Source organism: Nocardia sp. NPDC055050 (assembly GCF_053608345.1).
Genome location: NZ_JBSGVG010000034.1, coordinates 15073 through 35600, shown reverse-complemented (window position 1 = coordinate 35600; position 20528 = coordinate 15073). Strand labels below are relative to the sequence as shown.

Here is a 20528-nt window from a genome sequence, read left to right as displayed (position 1 = left end):
TCACGTTTTACACCGGTCGACTTCGGTGCTGTCTTACGAGTGAGTAAGGTCCACGTTGTGACAGTGAACACCGGAACTCACGAAGCGGTCCCTGCCGCAGCCGCCGAAACCTTCGATCCCGCCGCCCATGCGGCATCGATGGTCGGCCACCACTACCGCGTCGACGACTACTACGAGGTCGGCCGCGAGAAGGTGCGCGAATACGCCCGTGCGGTGCAGGATTACCACCCGGTGCACTGGGAGGAAGACATCGCGCGCGAGTACGGCCACCAGGGTCTGCTCGCCCCGCTCACGTTCATTTCCCTGGTCGGCATCCTCGCCCAGCGCAAGCTGTTCGAACGGATCGTGACCGGCTACGACCTGAGCCAGATCATGCAGACCGATCAGATCCTGGAATTCCACCGCCCGATTCGGGTCGGCGACCAGTTGACCTGTGATGTGTATCTGCATTCTTTCCGGCAGGCCTTCGGTGGCGACATCATCGTCACCAAGAACATCGTCACCGCCCAGGACGACGAACTGGTGCTCACCACCTACACCACCCTGATCGGCCGCAGTGGCGGCGACATCGATCCTCGGATGTCGGACGCGGTCCGCAACGTGCTGATGCACGGACTCGGCGAGGAGGAGCCCGCCCACCACGCGCCGGCCGAGCTGTCCGTCGGGATCATCCCGGTCACCAAGCAGCCGGAGCCGACGGTCAGCGTGCACGCCCTGTCCTTCGACAGCGTGTCGGTCGGCGACGAACTGCCCGCCCGCGTGGCGCGACTCACCCGCGGCGACCTCGTCAACTACGCGGGCGTGTCCGGCGACGCGAACCCGATCCACTGGAGCGACGAGGTCGTGAAGCTGGTCGGCCTGGACAACGTGGTGGCGCACGGCATGCTCACGATGGGGCTCGGCGGCGGTTTCGTCACCTCGTGGCTGGGCGATCCCGGCGCGGTGAAGGAATACAACGTCCGCTTCACCAGCCCGGTCTACGTCGGTTCCGATGTCCCGGCGGAGGTCGAATACACCGGCAAGGTGAAATCGGTCGATCCGCAGACCCGCACCGCTGTTGTCGCCATCACGGCGAAGTCGGCGGGCAAAAAGATCTTCGGCCGCGCCACGGCAACCGTTCAGCTGTCCTGACCTGGTCGGGTGTCCCGGATTGGCGATAACCGCGCGCGGTGACGTATAGTCGGGTCTCTGGGGTCACGAGATGCTGCGCGCTGATCTTCCCGAGGGGTTATCTCCTCATGGAAGCGGCGCGCGTGTTGTGTGACACTGGAGACAACCGAATATCGAATGTGGTTGGGCATTACGGCTCAGGCTGGTCCAACCGAAGGGGCGTAGCTCAATTGGCAGAGCAGCGGTCTCCAAAACCGCAGGTTGCAGGTTCAAGTCCTGTCGCCCCTGCCCTGAATGCCAGCGACGAGAGAGGATCGACGTGAGCGACGAGCGGGATACTCGCGGCGAAGACAGCGAGGACACCGCCGCTGCCACTCGACCGAGTGGCAAGCGGTCTGCTCGTCGTGTGCGCGCGTCGGATGCTCCGGCAGACAACGGATCGGTGGCCACGCTCGATCGGCCGTCGGCCTCGCGCAAGGCAGACAAGACCGCCGGTAAGGCAAAGACGGGCAACCCGTTCAAGCGGCTGCTCAAGTTCCTGCGAGAGGTCATCGCGGAACTGCGCAAGGTGATCTGGCCCAACCGGAAGCAGATGGTCACCTATACGGCCGTCGTTCTGGTGTTCGTGGTCTTCATGGTCGCGTTCATCGCCGGGATCGACGTGGCGTTCGTCAAGGGTGTCGACTGGCTGTTCGGCTGATCGCCGACACCCACGCCGGTAGCCGATCGCGGGTCGGAACGGCGGAGTGTGCCTCCGCGCACCCGACCCGGCCCAGAGGATGTACGTGACGACACAGGAAGCGAGTGCCTCAGTGAGCACCCCGGAGAACGACACCAACGACGAGTTCCCGGTTGACGACGCTGTCGTGGCGGAAACCGCCACCGACGAGGTCGAGGCCGCCGAGCTCGCCGATGCCGAAGAAGCCGCTGCCGACGAGGTCGTCGACGAAGCCGTGATCGAAGAAGTCGCCACCGAGGACGACCCCGAGGCCGACCCGATCGAGTCGATGAAGACCAAGCTGCGCCGCGTGCCCGGCGACTGGTACGTCGTGCACTCGTACGCGGGCTACGAGAACAAGGTCAAGACCAACCTCGAGACCCGTGTGCAGAACCTCGGACTCGAGGACTACATCTTCCAGGTCGAGGTGCCGACCGAAGAGGTCACCGAGATCAAGAACGGCCAGAAGAAGAACGTCAACCGCAAGGTGCTGCCGGGCTACATCCTGGTCCGGATGGAACTGAACAACGAGTCGTGGGGCGCGGTGCGCAACACCCCCGGCGTCACCGGTTTCGTCGGTATGACCGGCGGTGGCCCCGGCGCCAAGCCGACCCCGCTGACCATCAACGAGGTCGTGAAGTTCCTGGTTCCGGCCGGTGCGCAGGCGCAGAAGAAGGCCGCCGCGGCCGCTGCCGGTGGTTCGGATACCGGTAGCGCGGCTTCGGGCAAGCCCACCATCGAGGTCGACTTCGAGGTCGGCGAGTCGGTCACCGTCATGGACGGCCCGTTCGCGACGCTGCCCGCCTCGATCTCCGAGGTCAATGCCGAGCAGCAGAAGCTCAAGGTGCTGGTGTCGATCTTCGGTCGCGAGACCCCGGTCGAGCTGAACTTCACCCAGGTTTCCAAGATCTAGGATTTCCACACTCGCGTCAACGGCACCGCTCACCGGCGGTGCCGTTGGTGTTTGTGCTGGTCACCACCCGATTGCTGGGTCGTGTGGCAGGTCCGGTAGAGTGTGATGGTTCGTGTTCTGACTTCCCCGCAGTACTTGTCGGGGCCTAGTCGTGCGCGGATACGAGGCTTACGGCAACCGTAAGGAACCGAACCCCAGAAAGCCAAGGAAGAAAGATGCCCCCCAAGAAGAAGAAGCTCGCCGGGATCATCAAGCTGCAGATCCAGGCCGGCGCAGCCAACCCGGCACCGCCGGTCGGCCCCGCGCTCGGTCAGCACGGCGTCAACATCATGGAGTTCTGCAAGGCGTACAACGCCGCGACCGAGTCGCAGCGTGGCAACGTCATCCCGGTCGAGATCTCGGTGTACGAGGACCGGACGTTCGACTTCAAGCTGAAGACCCCGCCTGCCGCTCGTCTGCTGCTCAAGGCCGCCGGTGTGCAGAAGGGCTCCGCTGAGCCGCACAAGACCAAGGTCGCGAAGGTCACCATGGACCAGGTCCGGGAGATCGCCAAGACCAAGGCCGAGGATCTCAACGCCACTGATCTCGATCAGGCCGCGAAGATCATCGCCGGTACCGCGCGTTCGATGGGTATCACCGTCGAAGGCTGAGCGAATCTCGCTCTCATGTGGGAGGGCCGGCCAGGCCCGACAACCACATCTGAACTCGAAACTTTAAGGACAGAAAATCATGGCAAAACGAAGCAAGGCGTACCTCGCCGCTGCTGAGAAGGTCGATCGCGACAACCTGTACTCCCCGCTGGCCGCCGCGCGCCTGGCGAAGGAGACCGCGACCACCAAGACCGACGCGACCGTCGAGGTCGCCGTCCGTCTCGGCGTGGATCCCCGCAAGGCAGACCAGATGGTCCGTGGCACCGTCAACCTGCCGCACGGCACCGGTAAGACCGCTCGCGTCATCGTGTTCGCCGCGGGCGAGAAGGCTTCCGAGGCCGAGGCCGCAGGCGCCGACGCCGTGGGCGCCGAGGACCTGATCGAGCGGATCCAGGGCGGCTGGCTCGACTTCGACGCCGCGATCGCCACCCCGGATCAGATGGCCAAGGTCGGCCGCATCGCGCGTGTCCTCGGCCCGCGTGGTCTGATGCCGAACCCGAAGACGGGCACCGTCACCAACGATGTGACCAAGGCCGTCAACGAGATCAAGGGCGGCAAGATCAACTTCCGCGTCGACAAGCAGGCCAACCTGCACTTCGTCATCGGCAAGGCGTCCTTCGACGACGCCAAGCTGGTGGAGAACTACGGCGCCGCGCTGGACGAGATCCTGCGTGTGAAGCCGTCGACCGCCAAGGGTCGCTACGTCAAGAAGATCACGGTTTCGACGAACACCGGACCGGGCATCCCGGTGGACCCGAACCGTACCCGCAACCTCCTCGACGAGGATGCGTGAGCTTCGGCTGACAGCTAGCTCCTGAGAGCAACACGAGGGTGGGAACGCACAGCGTTCCCACCCTCGTGGTTTTTCGGGGGACTAATCGCCCCGGCATCCCGGTTGCGCACAGGTGTGACCAGGATTCTGCTGATCTCCGGTAGCACCAGAGCCGGATCTACCAATACCGCCGCCCTCCGCACCCTGGCCGGGCTCGCGCTCGACGGGATGCGCGCCGACCTCTATACCGGCCTGCGTGACCTGCCCGCTTTCGTTCCCGGCGAGGATCCGGACGACTATCCCGCGGTAGTCGACCTCCGCGCCGAGCTCGCCACCGCGCACGCGGTGCTCATCTGCACCCCCGAATACGCGGGGACGCTGCCCGGCAGCTTGAAGAACCTGCTCGACTGGACCGTCGGTACGGCGGACCTGTACGAGAAGCCCACGGCCTGGTTGTCGGTGGCCCAACCGGGCCGCGGCGAGGGTGCGCTGGACACGCTGTCCACGGTGCTCGGTTACGTCGGCGCCGATGTCGTCGAGCGGGCGTGTCTGCGAGTGCCGGTGCTCGGCGCCGAGGTCGACGAGGACGGTCTGGTCGCGGAGCGGGAGTTTGCGCTGAACGCGTCGATCGCACTGATCGAGCTGGCTGCTCATCTGCGTCGAATCGGAGTGTGACGTGCGCGCACCGGGCTGCGACAGCCCGGTGCGCGTGCGGTCAGTTCTTCGCCTCGGTGTCCTCGGTCTCGCGCCAGCCGAGCAGGACGGACTCTCCGTCATGCGGCCGCCAGGGCAGGAAGATCGCCACGATCACCGCGCAGACGAGCACCGCGACGGTGGCGACCAGGGACGCGGCGTGGGCGCCCTGGAGCGTCGCGGCCTTCATGGCGACGATCAGGTTCTCGCGTTGGGTCTCGAAGAACGGCGCGAGCTCACGTTTGCGCAGTTCCAGCACGCTCAGTGGACTGGCCTTGACCAGGCTCTTCTCGTTGTCGTTCATGATGCCCATCGGGATGGCGTCGATGCGTGCGCCGATCCGGCTGGTGTAGTACGAGGCCACGATCGAGCCGAGCACCGCGACACCGAGCGTGCCGCCGATCTCGCGGGTCGTGTCGTTGACCGCCGAACCCGCCCCCGCCTCGTTCAGCGGCAGCGAGGACATGATCGATTCGGTGGCCGGTCCCTGCACGATGCCCAGACCCAGCGCCATCAACACCATCGAGGGCAGCACGCCGATCAGGTAGCTGCTGTCGACGGTGACCTGTCCGCCGAGGTAGAGGCCCGCGCCGATGAGTAGCAGGCCGATCACCAGTACCGCGGTGGTACCGACCCGTTGTGCCAGCAGCGTCGCGACCGGTGCGCCGATGGCGACCGAGAAGGCGAACGGCAATGAGGCGATACCGAATTCGAGCGGGGTGTATTCGCGCACGCCCTGGAAATACTGGGTGATCAGGAAAAGGAAACCGAACATCGAGAAGTAGCCGATGGCGATTGCCAGCGCGGGCAACGAGAATCGGCGGTTGCGGAACAACCGCATGTCGAGAATCGGTGCGGCAGTGCGCAATTCCCAGGTGACGAAGGCGGCGAGCAGGACGGTGCCGAGCGCCGCGGTGCACAGTGTGGTGAGCGAGAGCCAGCCATTGTGCGGCGCTTCGATGATCGACCACACCAGCAACGTGATCCCGGCGATCGAGAGCGCGATACCGACGAGATCGAGCTTGCCGATGTGGTCGGCGCGCGATTCGGGCACCCAGATCAGCGTCGCGACCAGCGCGACCAGCGCCACCGGCACGTTGATCCAGAACACCGAATGCCAGCTGAAATGTTCGAGCAGCCAGCCGCCGGAGATCGGGCCGATGGCGATTGCGAACCCGGCCATCGCGGTCCACGCGGCGATGGCCAGCGCGCGTTCGCGCCGGTCGGTGAAGATATTGATGATCAGGGCGAGGGTGGCGGGGAAGACCGCGGCGGCGAAAACGCCCATCGCGGCTCTGGCGACGATGACCTGCGTCATCGTTTCGGCGAGTGCGCCGCCGACCGACATCACCGCGATGCCGACGAGGCCGATGGTCATGATCCGGCGGCGGCCGTAGCGGTCGCCGAGGTTGCCCGCCGCCAGCAGCAGGCCGGCGAAGGTGAGGGTGTAGGCGTCGACGACCCACTGCAGGCCGGAGACTCCGGTCCGTAGCTGGACGCCGATCGAGGGAAGAGCGACGTTGACGATGGTGTTGTCGAGTACCACGAGCAATTCGGCCAGACAGATGACGGCGAGCGCGAGAAACCGCTGCGAACGCCGGTCCAGCAGCACTGATGGAGCGACTATGGAGGTTGCCATAGCATTGTAGTGAACCAGATTACTGTCACCCTGCGTAACATCTTCTCGGTAGGATCACTGCCACATTGTGTTGCCGAAGTGGTCTGCATCACAGCAGATCCGGCTGAATCGGACCGGGGGATACCCGTTTTGGCAGATGGGGGGAGGTGCAGGTACAGTGGTCAACGGTCATGCGGGATGTGCATACATCCGGCGAAGACCACACCCATTCGTTCTACCGAAGACCGTTGGTCGTTGATGCCGAATTTCACGGTGTCGATCGAAGGTCCGGCGACATTGCCGGCGACCCACGCAGGGAGAGCTGAGGCCGAAGATATTTTGCGCCCCGGTACGCCTTGCGTCCGGGGCGTTCGTTTTGTCGCCGGCCCCTGATTCGGTAGTGCACCAACGAAACCGACATCAGAGAGGAGGCGAAGTATGGCGAAACCTGAAAAGGTCACCGCTGTCGCGGAGATCGCGGAGCAGTTCAAGAACTCCACGGCCACTGTTGTCACGGAATACCGTGGCCTGTCGGTCGGCAAGCTCACCGAGCTGCGTCGTGCGCTCGGCGCCGACGCCACGTACTCCGTCGCCAAGAACACCCTGGTCAAGATCGCTGCCGGCGAAGCCGGTGTGGCGGGTCTCGACGAGCTGTTCGTCGGCCCGACCGCTATCACCTTCATCCAGGGTGAGCCGGTCGATGCCGCCAAGGCGCTCAAGCAGTTCGCCAAGGACAACAAGTCCCTGGTCATCAAGGGCGGATACATGGACGGCCGCGCGCTGTCCGTGTCCGAGGTCGAGCGTATCGCTGACCTCGATTCGCGCGAGGTGCTGCTGGCCAAGCTGGCCGGTGCGTTCAAGGCCAAGCCTTCGCAGGCTGCCGCCCTGTTCGCCGCTCCCGCTTCGCAGGTCGCCCGGCTCGCCCAGGCGCTGCTCGAGAAGCGCACGAGTGCCGAAGGCGCTCCTGCTGCCGAAGAAGCACCCGCGGCTGACGCCGAATAAGACATCTATTACCCGCCTCGGGGTGCGTATGCGCTGCGAGGTACACCACGAAAGGAACCACCATGGCAAAGCTGAGCACCGAAGAACTGATCGGCGCCTTCAAGGAGCTGACCCTGCTCGAGCTCGCTGAGTTCGTCAAGGTCTTCGAAGAGACCTTCGACGTCACCGCCGCTGCCCCCGTCGCCGTCGCGGCCGCCGGTGGCGCTGCTCCGGCCGAGGCTGCCGAAGAGCAGGACGAGTTCGACGTCATCCTCGAGGGTGCCGGCGACAAGAAGATCCAGGTCATCAAGGTGGTCCGTGAGATCGTCTCGGGCCTGGGCCTGAAGGAAGCCAAGGACCTGGTCGAGGGCGCCCCGAAGCCGATCCTGGAGAAGGTCGCCAAGGATGCCGCCGAGGCTGCCAAGGCGAAGCTCGAAGAGGCCGGCGCCAAGGTTTCCGTCAAGTAATTCGGAACCAGTGCTGTTGTGAACGGGCGGTCCTTTCCGGGCCGTCCGTTTGCTATTTGTCCGGACATGCGAAAGTGATCCGGGTCGTAGTAGCCGCGCCAGGTTACTCTTCAGTCATGTAGGGGTGTGCCCCGTCTCACTGATGGGTTACAGTGACCGGACCCACAGAGTCGTAGCGCACCGCCGTGATGTGAGCGCGCGGGAACGCGGGTGGGGTGCTCGCAGGGATCAATGGAGGTAGCAGTGGGCGTCGAGGTCAGGACCGAGGGTGTAACAAAATCCTTCGGTTCACAGCGAATTTGGCAGGACGTGTCGATCACGCTCCCTTCGGGTGAGGTCAGTGCATTGCTCGGCCCATCGGGTACGGGTAAGTCGGTGTTCCTGAAGTCGCTCATCGGTCTGCTGCGGCCCGAGCGCGGGTCGATCTTCATCGATGGCACCGACATCATGACCTGCTCCAACAAGGAGCTCTACGAGATCCGCAAACTGTTCGGCGTCCTTTTCCAGGACGGCGCGCTGTTCGGCTCGATGAATTTGTACGACAACATCGCGTTCCCGCTTCGTGAGCACACGAAGAAGTCGGAATCCGAGATCCGCCGCGTGGTCATGGAGAAGCTCGAGCTGACCGGTCTGCTCGGCGCCGAGGGCAAGCTGCCCGGCGAGATCTCCGGTGGTATGCGCAAGCGCGCCGGTCTGGCCCGCGCGCTGGTCCTCGACCCGCAGATCATCCTCGTCGACGAGCCCGACTCGGGCCTCGACCCGGTGCGTACCTCGTACCTGGCGCAGCTGCTGCTCAACATCAACGCGCAGATCGACGCCACGATCCTGATCGTGACGCACAACATCAACCTGGCCCGTACCGTGCCGGACAACATCGGCATGCTCTTCCGCCGCAACCTGGTGATGTTCGGCCCCCGTGAGGTGCTGCTCACCAGCGAGGAGCCGGTGGTCAAGCAGTTCCTCAACGGCCGCATGATCGGCCCGATCGGTATGTCGGAGGAGAAGGACGAGGCGCAGATGGCGCGCGAGCAGGCGCTCGTCGACGCCGGTCACCACCACGGTGGCGCCGAGGAGATCGACGGCATCATCCCGCAGATGAAGGCCGAGCCCGGCATGCCCGCCCGCCAGGCCGTGTTCCGCCGTCAGGCGCGCGTGCGCGAGATCATCCACACCCTGCCGCACGCGGCACAGGTGGCGATCCGCGAGTCGCTGGATTCCTCCGATGACACTCAGGTGATGGCTGCCTACGGCGGCAACGATCAGCCCACCGAAACGTTCAAGACCGTTCCGCACGGCCAGATCAACGGCTGAGCGACTTTTACGCTTCGGATGAGCCCCGGCCTACGGCCGGGGCTCTTCTGCGTGACAGGGCGGAAAACAACTGCTGACCGGCCGTCGCCGGGGTGGCGCGCACGGCGTGTCGCGAGTAAAATGACCGCGGCGCGGGGTGGGGGATCCCCAGCGCGCCAGGCGATCTCGCATCGCGAACAGACCTTCGCGCGCCACTTGACGAGGGGCTCGCAAACCGTCACCCTATTCACAGCAGCGTGAGCTGTTGAGGGGCATCAACGCCAGCGAGAATTCGGCCCAGCACCAGCTGACAGGGGTCGGCGCCAGTTGAATAGAGGGCTCAGCGCCAAGTGAGCGGTCGTCTCGGGGGAGTCGGCGGCAGGGCGCGCAGCGGTGAAGAACCCGACGCGGCCAGCGTCCAGGGCTTCGGCGCGTTATCCCGTGCGTCCGGTCACACGGATGGTATGTTGACACTCCCTTGTCTAGGGGTGTAAGTTTGGACGTTGCGCTGGCTGCCTCCTGTCCACACCTTGATTCGCACTCGAAAGTTCCACCCTTCCGGTGTTACTTCCGCTGCTGCTTGTTCTGGTTTCGTTCGGGCTGTAACCAGCGGAATTCGTAGCAGACAAGCGACGGTCGCGGACCACCACGCGACGCGCGTGAGGTGCTGGAAGGACGCATCTTGGCAGTCTCCACCCAGACCAAGGCTGGTATCCCCGGAGCCCCTTTGAGGGTTTCGTTCGCGAAGATCCGAGAGCCCTTGGAGGTGCCCGGACTTCTCGACCTACAAACGGACTCGTTCGCCTGGTTGGTCGGTACTCCCGACTGGCGTGAGAAGGCGGCCGCTCGCGGCGACGTCGGTCTCGCAGGCGGCCTCGAAGAGGTGCTCGAAGAGCTCTCGCCGATCGAGGACTTCTCCGGATCCATGTCCCTGTCGTTCTCTGATCCGCGCTTCGAAGAGGTCAAGGCCTCCATCGACGAGTGCAAAGAGAAGGACATGACCTACGCGGCGCCGTTGTTCGTCACCGCGGAGTTCATCAACAACAACACCGGCGAGATCAAGAGCCAGACGGTGTTCATGGGCGATTTCCCCATGATGACCGACAAGGGCACCTTCATCATCAACGGCACCGAGCGTGTCGTCGTCTCCCAGCTGGTCCGTTCCCCGGGCGTCTACTTCGATCACAACATCGACAAGACCACCGAGAAGGACCTGCACAGCGTGCGCGTGATCCCGTCGCGCGGCGCGTGGCTGGAGTTCGACGTCGACAAGCGCGACACCGTCGGTGTCCGTATCGACCGCAAGCGTCGTCAGCCGGTCACCGTGCTGCTCAAGGCGCTGGGTTGGACGACCGAGGAGATCGTCGAGCGTTTCGGCTTCTCCGAGATCATGATGTCCACCCTGGAGAAGGACAGCACGCCCGGCCAGGACGAGGCGCTGCTCGACATCTACCGCAAGCTGCGTCCGGGCGAGCCGCCGACCAAGGAGTCCGCGCAGACTCTGCTGGAGAACCTGTTCTTCAAGGAGAAGCGCTACGACCTGGCCCGCGTCGGTCGCTACAAGATCAACAAGAAGCTCGGCATCCACGTGCACGAGCCGGTGACCTCCTCGGTTCTCACCAAGGAAGACATCGTCGACACCATCGAGTACCTGGTGCGTCTGCACGCCGGTGACCGCACGATGACCGCCCCCGGCGGTGAAGAGGTCCCCGTCGAGATCGACGACATCGACCACTTCGGTAACCGTCGTCTGCGCACCGTCGGTGAGCTCATCCAGAACCAGATCCGCGTGGGCCTGTCCCGCATGGAGCGTGTCGTTCGTGAGCGGATGACGACTCAGGACGTCGAGGCGATCACGCCGCAGACCCTGATCAACATCCGTCCGGTCGTCGCGGCGATCAAGGAGTTCTTCGGAACTTCGCAGCTGTCGCAGTTCATGGACCAGAACAACCCGCTGTCGGGTCTGACCCACAAGCGCCGCCTGTCGGCGCTGGGCCCGGGTGGTCTGTCCCGTGAGCGCGCCGGTCTGGAAGTTCGTGACGTCCACCCGTCGCACTACGGCCGCATGTGCCCGATCGAGACCCCGGAAGGCCCGAACATCGGCCTGATCGGTTCGCTGTCGGTGTACGCGCGGGTCAACCCGTTCGGCTTCATCGAGACGCCGTACCAGAAGGTTGTCGACGGCAAGGTCACCGACGAGGTCAAGTACCTGACCGCCGACGAGGAAGACCGCTACGTTCGCGCGCAGGCCAACTCCCCGGTCGACGCCGAAGGTCGCTTCCTCGAGGAGAAGGTCCTCGTCCGCCGTGCGGGCGAAGAGGTCGAGTTCGTGACGCCGGCTCAGGTCGACTTCATGGACATCTCGCCGCGCCAGATGGTGTCGGTCGCGACGGCCATGATCCCGTTCCTCGAGCACGACGATGCCAACCGTGCCCTGATGGGCGCGAACATGCAGCGTCAGGCCGTGCCGCTGATCCGTTCCGAGTCCCCGATCGTGGGCACCGGCATGGAACTGCGCGCAGCCGTCGACGCGGGCGACGTTGTTGTCAACGAGAAGCCCGGCGTTGTCGAAGAGGTCTCGGCCGATTACGTCACCGTGATGGCCGACGACGGCAGCCGCAAGTCCTACCGGATGCGCAAGTTCAACCGGTCGAACCAGGGCACCTGCTCGAACCAGCGTCCGATCGTGGACGAGGGCGATCGGGTGGAGAAGGGGCAGGTCCTCGCGGACGGCCCCTGCACCGAGAACGGTGAGATGGCGCTGGGCAAGAACTTGCTCGTCGCGATCATGCCGTGGGAAGGCCACAACTACGAGGACGCGATCATCCTGTCGCAGCGCCTCGTGGAAGAGGACGTTCTCACCTCGATCCACATCGAAGAGCACGAGATCGATGCCCGCGACACCAAGCTCGGTGCCGAGGAGATCACCCGGGACATCCCGAACGTCTCCGACGAGGTCCTCGCCGACCTCGACGAGCGCGGCATCATCCGCATCGGTGCCGAGGTCCGCGACGGCGACATCCTGGTCGGCAAGGTCACGCCCAAGGGCGAGACCGAGCTCACCCCGGAAGAGCGTCTGCTGCGTGCCATCTTCGGTGAGAAGGCTCGCGAAGTGCGCGACACCTCGCTCAAGGTGCCCCACGGTGAGTCCGGCAAGGTCATCGGCATTCGCGTGTTCTCGCGCGAAGACGACGACGATCTGCCTCCCGGTGTGAACGAGCTGGTCCGCGTCTACGTGGCCCAGAAGCGCAAGATCCAGGACGGTGACAAGCTCGCCGGTCGCCACGGCAACAAGGGCGTCATCGGCAAGATCCTCCCCATCGAGGACATGCCGTTCATGCCCGACGGCACGCCGGTCGACATCATCCTGAACACCCACGGTGTGCCCCGTCGTATGAACATCGGCCAGATCCTGGAAACCCATCTCGGGTGGATCGGTAAGGCCGGCTGGAATATCGACGTGGCCGCGGACGGCACCCGCCCCGACTGGGCGGCGACGCTGCCCGAGGAGATGCTGGCCGCGCCGGCCGACTCGAACATCGCCACGCCCGTCTTCGACGGCGCCAAGGATGACGAGCTGACCGGTCTGCTCGGTTCGACCCTGCCCAACCGTGACGGTGAGCGGATGGTCAACGCCGACGGCAAGTCGACGCTGTTCGACGGTCGTTCGGGTGAGCCGTTCCCGTACCCGGTCGCGGTCGGTTACATGTACATCCTGAAGCTGCACCACCTGGTCGACGACAAGATCCACGCCCGTTCGACCGGCCCGTACTCGATGATCACGCAGCAGCCGCTGGGTGGTAAGGCGCAGTTCGGTGGTCAGCGATTCGGTGAGATGGAGTGCTGGGCCATGCAGGCCTACGGCGCGGCGTACACGCTGCAGGAACTCCTGACCATCAAGTCCGACGACGTGGTCGGCCGCGTGAAGGTCTACGAGGCCATCGTCAAGGGCGAGAACATTCCGGAGCCGGGCATCCCGGAGTCGTTCAAGGTGCTCCTCAAGGAACTCCAGTCGCTGTGCCTCAACGTCGAGGTGCTGTCTTCGGACGGCGCCGCGATCGAGATGGGCGGCGGCGAAGACGAGGATCTGGAGCGCGCGGCCGCGAACCTGGGCATCAACCTGTCCAGGAACGAAGCCGCCACCATCGACGATCTGGCGAACTAGGTGGTAAGCGGTGCGGTCGCTGTGGAAGCGACCGCGCCGCGCACCGCGCTCGACAACTAGTGAACTTTTGCTCGAATTCGACCCGAACAGGGGAAAGGAAGTTACGTGCTAGACGTCAACTTCTTCGATGAACTCCGGATCGGCCTTGCCTCCGCCGATGACATCCGCCAGTGGTCTTTCGGCGAGGTGAAGAAGCCGGAGACCATCAACTACCGCACGCTCAAGCCGGAGAAGGACGGGCTCTTCTGCGAGAAGATCTTCGGTCCCACCCGGGACTGGGAGTGCTACTGCGGCAAGTACAAGCGTGTCCGCTTCAAGGGCATCATCTGTGAGCGCTGTGGCGTCGAGGTGACTCGCGCCAAGGTGCGTCGTGAGCGGATGGGCCACATCGAGCTGGCCGCTCCGGTTACTCACATCTGGTACTTCAAGGGCGTTCCGTCGCGCTTGGGCTACCTGCTCGACCTGGCGCCGAAGGATCTCGAGAAGATCATCTACTTCGCCGCCTACGTCATCGTCGGCGTCGACGAGGAGCTGCGTCACAACGAGCTCTCCACGCTCGAAGCCGAGATGGAGGTCGAGAAGAAGGCTGTCGCCGATCAGCGCGACGCCGACCTCGAGGCCCGCGCGCAGAAGCTCGAAGCCGATCTGGCCGAGCTGGAAGCCGAGGGCGCCAAGTCCGACGTGCGTCGCAAGGTCAAGGACGGCGGCGAGCGCGAAATGCGTCAGCTGCGCGACCGCTCGCAGCGTGAGCTGGACCGCCTCGACGAGATCTGGACGACCTTCACCAAGCTGTCGGTCAAGCAGCTCATCGTCGACGAGGTGCTCTACCGCGAGCTCGTCGACCGCTACGGCGAGTACTTCACCGGCGCCATGGGTGCGGAGTCCATCCAGAAGCTGATGGAGAACTTCGACATCAACGCCGAGGCCGAGAGCCTGCGCGAGACCATTCGCTCCGGCAAGGGTCAGAAGAAGCTGCGTGCGCTCAAGCGTCTGAAGGTCGTCGCGGCCTTCCAGACCAACGGCAACTCGCCCATGGGCATGGTGCTCGACGCTGTTCCGGTGATCCCGCCGGAGCTGCGCCCGATGGTCCAGCTCGACGGTGGCCGTTTCGCCACCTCCGACCTGAACGACCTGTACCGCCGCGTGATCAACCGCAACAACCGCCTCAAGCGACTGATCGATCTGGGTGCGCCCGAGATCATCGTCAACAACGAGAAGCGGATGCTGCAGGAGTCGGTCGACGCACTGTTCGACAACGGCCGTCGTGGCCGTCCGGTCACCGGACCGGGTAACCGCCCGCTGAAGTCCCTGAGCGACCTGCTCAAGGGCAAGCAGGGTCGTTTCCGTCAGAACCTGCTCGGCAAGCGCGTCGACTACTCGGGCCGTTCGGTCATCGTGGTCGGTCCGCAGCTCAAGCTGCACCAGTGTGGTCTGCCGAAGCTGATGGCGCTCGAGCTGTTCAAGCCGTTCGTCATGAAGCGTCTGGTCGACCTGAACCACGCGCAGAACATCAAGTCCGCCAAGCGGATGGTCGAGCGTCAGCGCGCACAGGTGTGGGATGTCCTCGAAGAGGTCATCGCCGAGCACCCTGTGCTGCTGAACCGCGCGCCCACCCTGCACCGCCTCGGCATCCAGGCCTTCGAGCCCCAGCTGGTCGAAGGCAAGGCCATTCAGCTGCACCCGCTCGTCTGTGAGGCGTTCAACGCCGACTTCGACGGTGACCAGATGGCCGTGCACCTTCCGCTGTCCGCGGAGGCGCAGGCCGAGGCACGCATCCTGATGCTGTCGTCGAACAACATCCTGTCCCCGGCGTCGGGTCGCCCGCTGGCGATGCCGCGTCTGGACATGGTGACGGGCCTGTTCTACCTGACCCGTCTCGACGAGAACGGTGTCGGCACCTACAAGGCCGCCGCCAAGGACGAGCCGGAGTACGGCGTGTTCTCCTCGCCCGCCGAGGCACAGATGGCCGTCGATCGTGGCGAGCTGACCGTGCGGTCCACCATCAAGGTGCGGCTGACCGAGCAGCGCCCGCCGCGGGATATCGAGAACGAGCTGTTCCCGGACGGCTGGAAGCGCGGCGAAGCGTGGCTGGCCGAGACCACGCTGGGTCGCGTGATCTTCAACGATCTGCTCCCGGCGGACTACGCGTTCATCAACGAGCCGATGCCGAAGAAGCGTCAGGCCACGATCATCAACGATCTGGCCGAGCGCTACCCGATGATCGTCGTCGCGCAGACCGTCGACAAGCTCAAGGACGCCGGCTTCTACTGGGCCACGCGTTCGGGTGTCACCGTCTCCATGTCGGACGTGCTCGTTCCGCCGGAGAAGCCCGAGATCATGGAACGCTACGAGTCGATGGCGGACCTGATCGAGAAGAAGTACCAGCGTGGCGCGCTCGATCACTCCGAGCGCAACAACGCCTTGGTCAAGATCTGGCAGGAAGCCACCGAGGAAGTGGGCGCCGCGCTGCGTACCCACTACCCGCCGGACAACCCGATCATCACGATCGTCGACTCCGGCGCCACGGGTAACTTCACCCAGACCCGTACCCTCGCGGGTATGAAGGGCCTGGTGACGAACCCGAAGGGTGAGTTCATCCCGCGCCCGATCAAGTCCTCGTTCCGTGAGGGCCTGACCGTGCTCGAGTACTTCATCAACACCCACGGTGCTCGTAAGGGTCTGGCCGACACGGCGCTTCGTACCGCCGACTCGGGTTACCTGACCCGTCGTCTGGTCGATGTGTCGCAGGACGTCATCGTCCGCGAAGAGGACTGTGGCACCGAACGCGGCATCCTGGTGCCGATCGCGGAGAAGCTGGCCGACGGCACGATCATCCGTGACGCGCACGTCGAGACCTCCACCTATGCCCGGACGCTCGCGTCCGACGCGGTGGATGCCAAGGGCAATGTCATCGTGTCGAAGGGCGCCGACCTCGGCGACCCCGCGCTCGACGCGCTGCTCGCGGCCGGTATCACCGAGGTGAAGGTCCGCTCCGTGCTGACCTGCACCACCGGCACCGGCGTCTGCGCCACCTGCTACGGCCGTTCGATGGCCACCGGCAAGCTGGTCGATATCGGCGAGGCCGTCGGCATCGTCGCGGCCCAGTCCATCGGTGAGCCCGGTACCCAGCTGACCATGCGTACCTTCCACCAGGGTGGCGTCGCGGGCGACGACATCACCGGTGGTCTGCCGCGTGTTCAGGAGCTCTTCGAGGCCCGTGTCCCCAAGGGCAAGGCGCCGATCGCGGAGGTCTCGGGCCGGGTGCGTCTCGAGGACGACGACCGCTTCTACAAGATCACGATCATCCCTGATGACGGGTCGGAGGAAGTCGTCTACGACAAGCTCTCGAAGCGTCAGCGTCTGCGTGTGTTCAAGCACGACGACGGCTCCGAGCGTCTGCTGGCCGACGGTGACCACGTGGAGGTGGGTCAGCAGCTGCTCGAGGGCGCTGCCGATCCGCACGAGGTGCTGCGCGTGATGGGTCCCCGTCAGGTGCAGGTCCACCTGGTCCACGAGGTCCAGGAGGTCTACCGCTCGCAGGGTGTGTCGATCCACGACAAGCACATCGAGGTCATCGTTCGCCAGATGCTGCGTCGTGTGACGATCATCGATTCGGGTGCGACCGAGTTCCTGCCCGGCTCGCTCACCGAGCGCGCCGAGTTCGAGAACTCGAACCGTCGCGTGGTGGCCGAAGGCCGCGAGCCGGCTTCGGGCCGTCCCGTGCTGATGGGTATCACCAAGGCGTCGCTGGCCACCGATTCGTGGCTGTCGGCGGCTTCCTTCCAGGAGACCACCCGAGTGCTGACGGACGCGGCGATCAACTGCCGCTCCGACAAGCTGATCGGCCTGAAGGAGAACGTGATCATCGGTAAGCTCATCCCGGCTGGTACCGGTATCAACCGTTACCGCAACATCCAGGTGCAGCCGACCGAAGAAGCCCGTGCCGCGGCGTACGCGGTGCCGTCCTACGACGACACCTACTACTCCCCGGACAGCTTCGGCTCCTCCACCGGCGCAGCGGTGCCGTTGGACGACTACGGCTTCAGCGACTACCGCTAAGCAGTAACCCGAACGCCCCGTTCCTTCTTGGAGCGGGGCGTTCGTCGTTTCTGTGTCGGTGTGGGGTGAGACCATCTCGGTATGCCCGAAACCGCAGAGGCCCTGTCGATCGAGGACATGGTCCGTGGCGCGATCAAGCAGGTGTGGGCGGACTGCCCGGATCTGGTCGTGGATGCCGTTCACGAGCGAACTGTGGTGGCGCACATCGCATCCGCGCTGAATCAGCGATTGTCGGTTCTGCCCGGGAAGTGGCGGGCGGATGTCGAATACGATCGTGTCACGAATTTAGGGTTCTCGGTGGTGCGGAAGCAGCTGCTATTGGCGCGCGCGGGGCTCGACGATGTCAGCTTCGTGGTACCGGACTTGATCGTGCACGAACCGTACAGTGGTTCGAAACGCGGCAATATCCTTGTGCTGGAAGCCAAGAAGGGGCGCGTTTCAGCGCGGGCACGCGAAGGCGATTACATCAAACTCTGTGCGTTCATCGAGCAGCTCGGATACCGGCACGCGGTCTTCCTCGAGTTCGACGGTGCGGGTGGCCGCCCCAGGGTCGAGTGGATTCGCTCGGCGTACGAGTACCCGGACCCAACCCTGCGGGCGTCGGAGGAGCTCTAGTCCAGGGCCGATTCGGCGGGCCGCCGTGACGGGGCGGTGCGGGCGTGGGTGGCGTAGAGGGTCAGGCCGACGAAGGTGAGCCCGCCTACGAGATTGCCGAGGACGGTGGGGATTTCGTTCCATACGAGGTAGTCGCCGAGGGAGAAGTCGCCGCCCAGGAGCAGGCCGGAGGGGAACAGGAACATGTTGACGATGGAGTGTTCGAAGCCCATGTAGAAGAACAGCATGATGGGCATCCACATCGCGATCACCTTGCCCGACACCGAGGTCGACATCATGGCGGCGACCACGCCGGTGGAGACCATCCAGTTGCACAGCACGGCGCGGATGAACAGGGTGAGCATGCCCGCGGCTCCGTGTTCGGCGTAGCCGAGGGTTCTGGATTCGCCGATCTCACCGAGCTTCTCGCCGACGGCGCTGGGGTCGACGGAGAAACCCATGGTGAGGATGATGGCCATCATCACCGCGACGGTGAACGCGCCCGCGAAGTTGCCGACGAACACCAGTCCCCAGTTGCGCAGCATCGTGCGCACCGTGACGCCGCGTCGTTTGTCGATCAGGGCCAGCGGAACCAGCGTGAAAACGCCGGTGAGCAAGTCGAATCCGAGCAGGTAGAGCATGCAGAACCCGACCGGGAAGAGCACGGCTCCGAGTAGTGGTTCGCCGGTGTTCACGGTGATGGTCACGGCGAACGCGGCGGCGAGGGCGAGGATCGCGCCCGCCATGTAGGCGCGGATCACGGTGTCGCGGGTGGACATGAAGGCTTTGGCCTCGCCCGCGTCGATCATCTTCTCGACGAAGTCCGCCGGTGTGAGATAGGACATGGAAAACCCTTCGTAGTGGCTCTAGCGCAGGAGTTTTCGCTGTCGAGGTTGCCTCGCGGTCACCGGACGTTGCTCCCACGTAAATAGTGGTATTCCACTATGGCGGCGAGTGCCTCCGAATGGCAGGCTGGCTGCGACCCCGACCCTAGGAGCCCCTGCATGCAACCGATCCTGAGCAAGTCCGCCGCCGCCGACCTCATCGTCGCCGCTCGTATCCGCAAGGGTATGACGTGGGCGGGCATCGCGGAATCGATCGGCGCACCCGTGGTCTGGACGACGGCAGCCCTGCTCGGCCAGCACCCGATGACCGAGGAACAGGCCGCCGCCGTCTGCACGCTGCTGGACCTCGACGACACCGTCGCCGAAAGCCTGCGTCTGCAACCCTCCCGCGGCGCCGACCCGGCGACACTGTCCGACCCCACCATCTACCGCCTCGTGGAAGCCGTTTCGGTCTACGGCCCCGCCCTCAAGGAACTCATCCACGAGGAATTCGGCGACGGCATCATGAGCGCCATCAACTTCAACATCGACATAGCCCGCCGCCCCCACCCCGACGGCGACCGCGTCGTCATCACCCTGGACGGCAAATTCCTCGACTACCGCTGGTGAATCGGGTTCTGTCGACGGTCAGGATCCTTGCTCGGTCCGAGTCCGCGGGAGCTCCGTCGGGGTGTCTGCCGGTGTCTCGGGGTCGCCGAGCGCGGGCGCGGTGGGCTCGCCGAGGCGGACGGAGACGACTCCGATGAGGATCAACGCGCCGCCGAGTAGCTGGATCGGTCTGGGTGCCTCGGCGAGGAGGATCCAGGCGAAGATCAGGGCGGCGAGGACTTCGGTGAGGGCTACGAAGGAGGCCAGGCGGGAGCCGAGGCGGCGGGTGGCGGCGATGCCGGTGACGTAGGCGATGGCGGCGGTGACGATGCCGATGACGAGGATGGGGATCCACCAGGGGGTGGTGAAGTCGGCGAAGGCGACCCGGTGGGTGGTGGCGTGTAGGGGGACGATGCCGAGGGTGCCCGCCAGGATCAGGGTGAGGCCACCGATCAGGAGTCCGCCGCAGGCCAGAACGGTGCCGGGGAGGTCGCCGCCCTGGGCGGAGAGGACGAAATAGGCCGCGGCGCCGAGCATCGCCGCCAGCGCCCAGGCGATGCCGATCGGGTCGGTCGACAGGCCGGAGGTCACATCGAGCACGAGCAGCAGGCCGGTGATTCCGAGGACCGCGCCTGCGATGGTGGCCGCGCCGGGCTGTTGCCGGTGGCGCACCCACAACCAGCCCACCACGACGATCGGCGCGGTGTATTCGATCAGCAGCGCGGCGCCGACTTCCATGTGCGCGACGGCGTTGAAGTAGGCGAGCTGGGTGCCCGCCACGGCGACCAGGCCGTACGCGACGATGAGATTGGCGTTGGCGCACAGCAGTTTCCAGTTTCCCCGCAGGTGGGGGAGGGCGAGCGGCACGAGAACCACTCCGGCCAGCAGCACGCGCGCGGCGACAACGGCGGCGGCGCTCCAGCCCGCGTTCATCAGCCCACGCGCGAGTGGACCGGACAGCCCGAACGAGGTGGCCGACGCCAGCGCGAGCAGCAGTCCGGACCGCATCCGGATCGCGCTGTCATGAGTCAAAGTCACCATGACTAATGACGGTAAGGAGCCTGC

At 65.0% G+C, this 20528-nt stretch carries 16 protein-coding genes and 1 tRNA gene; 14 read left to right on the top strand and 3 right to left on the bottom strand.

Translation table 11 applies throughout. The features are described 5' to 3' along the window. The first annotated feature begins 63 nt into the window (after positions 1 to 63). From ACWGCN_RS27615 to ACWGCN_RS27585, 7 genes are all read left to right on the top strand, one after another. Positions 64 to 1131, top strand: a complete 1068-nt coding sequence (locus tag ACWGCN_RS27615) for a fused (3R)-hydroxyacyl-ACP dehydratase subunits HadA/HadB (protein WP_387445888.1) — start codon at positions 64 to 66, stop codon at positions 1129 to 1131. Between the two features lie 194 nt (positions 1132 to 1325). Then, a tRNA-Trp gene (locus ACWGCN_RS27610) sits at positions 1326 to 1398 on the top strand. 31 nt (positions 1399 to 1429) lie between these two features. Continuing rightward, positions 1430 to 1810 carry a preprotein translocase subunit SecE gene (secE, locus tag ACWGCN_RS27605; RefSeq protein WP_378990968.1) on the top strand — a complete coding sequence of 127 codons (381 nt, stop codon included), beginning with the start codon at positions 1430 to 1432 and terminating at the stop codon, positions 1808 to 1810. Positions 1811 to 1922: 112 nt separating this feature from the next. Next, complete coding sequence (gene nusG / locus ACWGCN_RS27600) at positions 1923 to 2741, top strand: transcription termination/antitermination protein NusG (RefSeq protein ID WP_452452959.1); 819 nt, start codon at positions 1923 to 1925, stop codon at positions 2739 to 2741. 215 nt (positions 2742 to 2956) lie between these two features. Next, positions 2957 to 3391 (top strand): 50S ribosomal protein L11, encoded by a 435-nt coding sequence (gene rplK, locus ACWGCN_RS27595; RefSeq protein ID WP_019049397.1) that lies wholly within the window; start codon positions 2957 to 2959, stop codon positions 3389 to 3391. A gap of 79 nt (positions 3392 to 3470) precedes the next feature. After that, positions 3471 to 4184 (top strand): 50S ribosomal protein L1, encoded by a 714-nt coding sequence (gene rplA, locus ACWGCN_RS27590; RefSeq protein ID WP_301903705.1) that lies wholly within the window; start codon positions 3471 to 3473, stop codon positions 4182 to 4184. 114 nt (positions 4185 to 4298) lie between these two features. Further along, complete coding sequence (locus tag ACWGCN_RS27585; protein WP_452459721.1) at positions 4299 to 4838, top strand: NADPH-dependent FMN reductase; 540 nt, start codon at positions 4299 to 4301, stop codon at positions 4836 to 4838. Between the two features lie 40 nt (positions 4839 to 4878). On the opposite strand, the gene ACWGCN_RS27580 is transcribed toward ACWGCN_RS27585, so the two are convergent. Beyond that, the gene (locus ACWGCN_RS27580; protein ID WP_378990963.1) at positions 4879 to 6495 is read right to left on the bottom strand and encodes an MFS transporter; all 1617 of its coding nucleotides are present in this window, start codon (positions 6493 to 6495) and stop codon (positions 4879 to 4881) included. 417 nt (positions 6496 to 6912) lie between these two features. Here ACWGCN_RS27580 and rplJ point away from each other — a divergent pair, with 417 nt between their 5' ends. The 6 genes from rplJ (at position 6913) to ACWGCN_RS27550 (ending at position 18051) form a co-directional block, all read left to right on the top strand. Then, a complete protein-coding gene (rplJ, locus tag ACWGCN_RS27575; RefSeq protein ID WP_062988862.1) occupies positions 6913 to 7476 on the top strand; it encodes a 50S ribosomal protein L10 in 564 nt (187 codons plus the stop codon). Positions 7477 to 7538: 62 nt separating this feature from the next. Then, positions 7539 to 7922, top strand: coding sequence for a 50S ribosomal protein L7/L12 (gene rplL, locus ACWGCN_RS27570; protein WP_194826830.1), 384 nt, complete (start codon positions 7539 to 7541; stop codon positions 7920 to 7922). A gap of 231 nt (positions 7923 to 8153) precedes the next feature. Next, on the top strand, positions 8154 to 9233 hold the full coding sequence (locus ACWGCN_RS27565; RefSeq protein WP_378634266.1) for an ABC transporter ATP-binding protein: 1080 nt from the start codon (positions 8154 to 8156) through the stop codon (positions 9231 to 9233). Between the two features lie 643 nt (positions 9234 to 9876). Then, positions 9877 to 13377: a DNA-directed RNA polymerase subunit beta gene (gene rpoB / locus ACWGCN_RS27560; RefSeq protein ID WP_378990961.1), complete on the top strand. Its 3501-nt coding sequence runs from the start codon at positions 9877 to 9879 to the stop codon at positions 13375 to 13377. Positions 13378 to 13482: 105 nt separating this feature from the next. Then, positions 13483 to 17436 carry a DNA-directed RNA polymerase subunit beta' gene (locus tag ACWGCN_RS27555; RefSeq protein ID WP_378990960.1) on the top strand — a complete coding sequence of 1318 codons (3954 nt, stop codon included), beginning with the start codon at positions 13483 to 13485 and terminating at the stop codon, positions 17434 to 17436. 81 nt (positions 17437 to 17517) lie between these two features. Beyond that, on the top strand, positions 17518 to 18051 hold the full coding sequence (locus tag ACWGCN_RS27550) for a hypothetical protein (protein ID WP_452459452.1): 534 nt from the start codon (positions 17518 to 17520) through the stop codon (positions 18049 to 18051). On the opposite strand, the gene ACWGCN_RS27545 is transcribed toward ACWGCN_RS27550, so the two are convergent. Next, the gene (locus ACWGCN_RS27545; RefSeq protein WP_452452849.1) at positions 18048 to 18875 is read right to left on the bottom strand and encodes a formate/nitrite transporter family protein; all 828 of its coding nucleotides are present in this window, start codon (positions 18873 to 18875) and stop codon (positions 18048 to 18050) included. The two genes, ACWGCN_RS27550 and ACWGCN_RS27545, sit on opposite strands and share 4 nt — an antisense overlap. Positions 18876 to 19034: 159 nt before the next feature. On the opposite strand from ACWGCN_RS27545, the gene cynS reads away from it, so the two are divergent. Next, entirely contained in the window at positions 19035 to 19484 is a 450-nt protein-coding gene (gene cynS / locus ACWGCN_RS27540) for a cyanase (RefSeq protein WP_378990954.1), read from the top strand. A gap of 18 nt (positions 19485 to 19502) precedes the next feature. Here the strand turns inward: cynS and ACWGCN_RS27535 are convergent, their stop codons facing one another. Beyond that, the gene (locus ACWGCN_RS27535) at positions 19503 to 20504 is read right to left on the bottom strand and encodes an EamA family transporter (protein WP_452459453.1); all 1002 of its coding nucleotides are present in this window, start codon (positions 20502 to 20504) and stop codon (positions 19503 to 19505) included. Positions 20505 to 20528: the final 24 nt, after the last annotated feature.

Excerpts from the sequence above, each read along its gene's own strand:
- rplK (WP_019049397.1), top strand. The coding sequence starts at position 2,957 with ATGCCCCCCAAGAAGAAGAAGCTCGCCGGGATCATCAAGCTGCAGATC.
- rplA (WP_301903705.1), top strand. The coding sequence starts at position 3,471 with ATGGCAAAACGAAGCAAGGCGTACCTCGCCGCTGCTGAGAAGGTCGAT.
- ACWGCN_RS27580 (WP_378990963.1), bottom strand. The coding sequence starts at position 6,495 with ATGGCAACCTCCATAGTCGCTCCATCAGTGCTGCTGGACCGGCGTTCG.
- rplJ (WP_062988862.1), top strand. The coding sequence starts at position 6,913 with ATGGCGAAACCTGAAAAGGTCACCGCTGTCGCGGAGATCGCGGAGCAG.
- rplL (WP_194826830.1), top strand. The coding sequence starts at position 7,539 with ATGGCAAAGCTGAGCACCGAAGAACTGATCGGCGCCTTCAAGGAGCTG.
- ACWGCN_RS27565 (WP_378634266.1), top strand. The coding sequence starts at position 8,154 with ATGGAGGTAGCAGTGGGCGTCGAGGTCAGGACCGAGGGTGTAACAAAA.
- ACWGCN_RS27550 (WP_452459452.1), top strand. The coding sequence starts at position 17,518 with ATGCCCGAAACCGCAGAGGCCCTGTCGATCGAGGACATGGTCCGTGGC.
- ACWGCN_RS27545 (WP_452452849.1), bottom strand. The coding sequence starts at position 18,875 with ATGTCCTATCTCACACCGGCGGACTTCGTCGAGAAGATGATCGACGCG.
- cynS (WP_378990954.1), top strand. The coding sequence starts at position 19,035 with ATGCAACCGATCCTGAGCAAGTCCGCCGCCGCCGACCTCATCGTCGCC.
- ACWGCN_RS27535 (WP_452459453.1), bottom strand. The coding sequence starts at position 20,504 with ATGGTGACTTTGACTCATGACAGCGCGATCCGGATGCGGTCCGGACTG.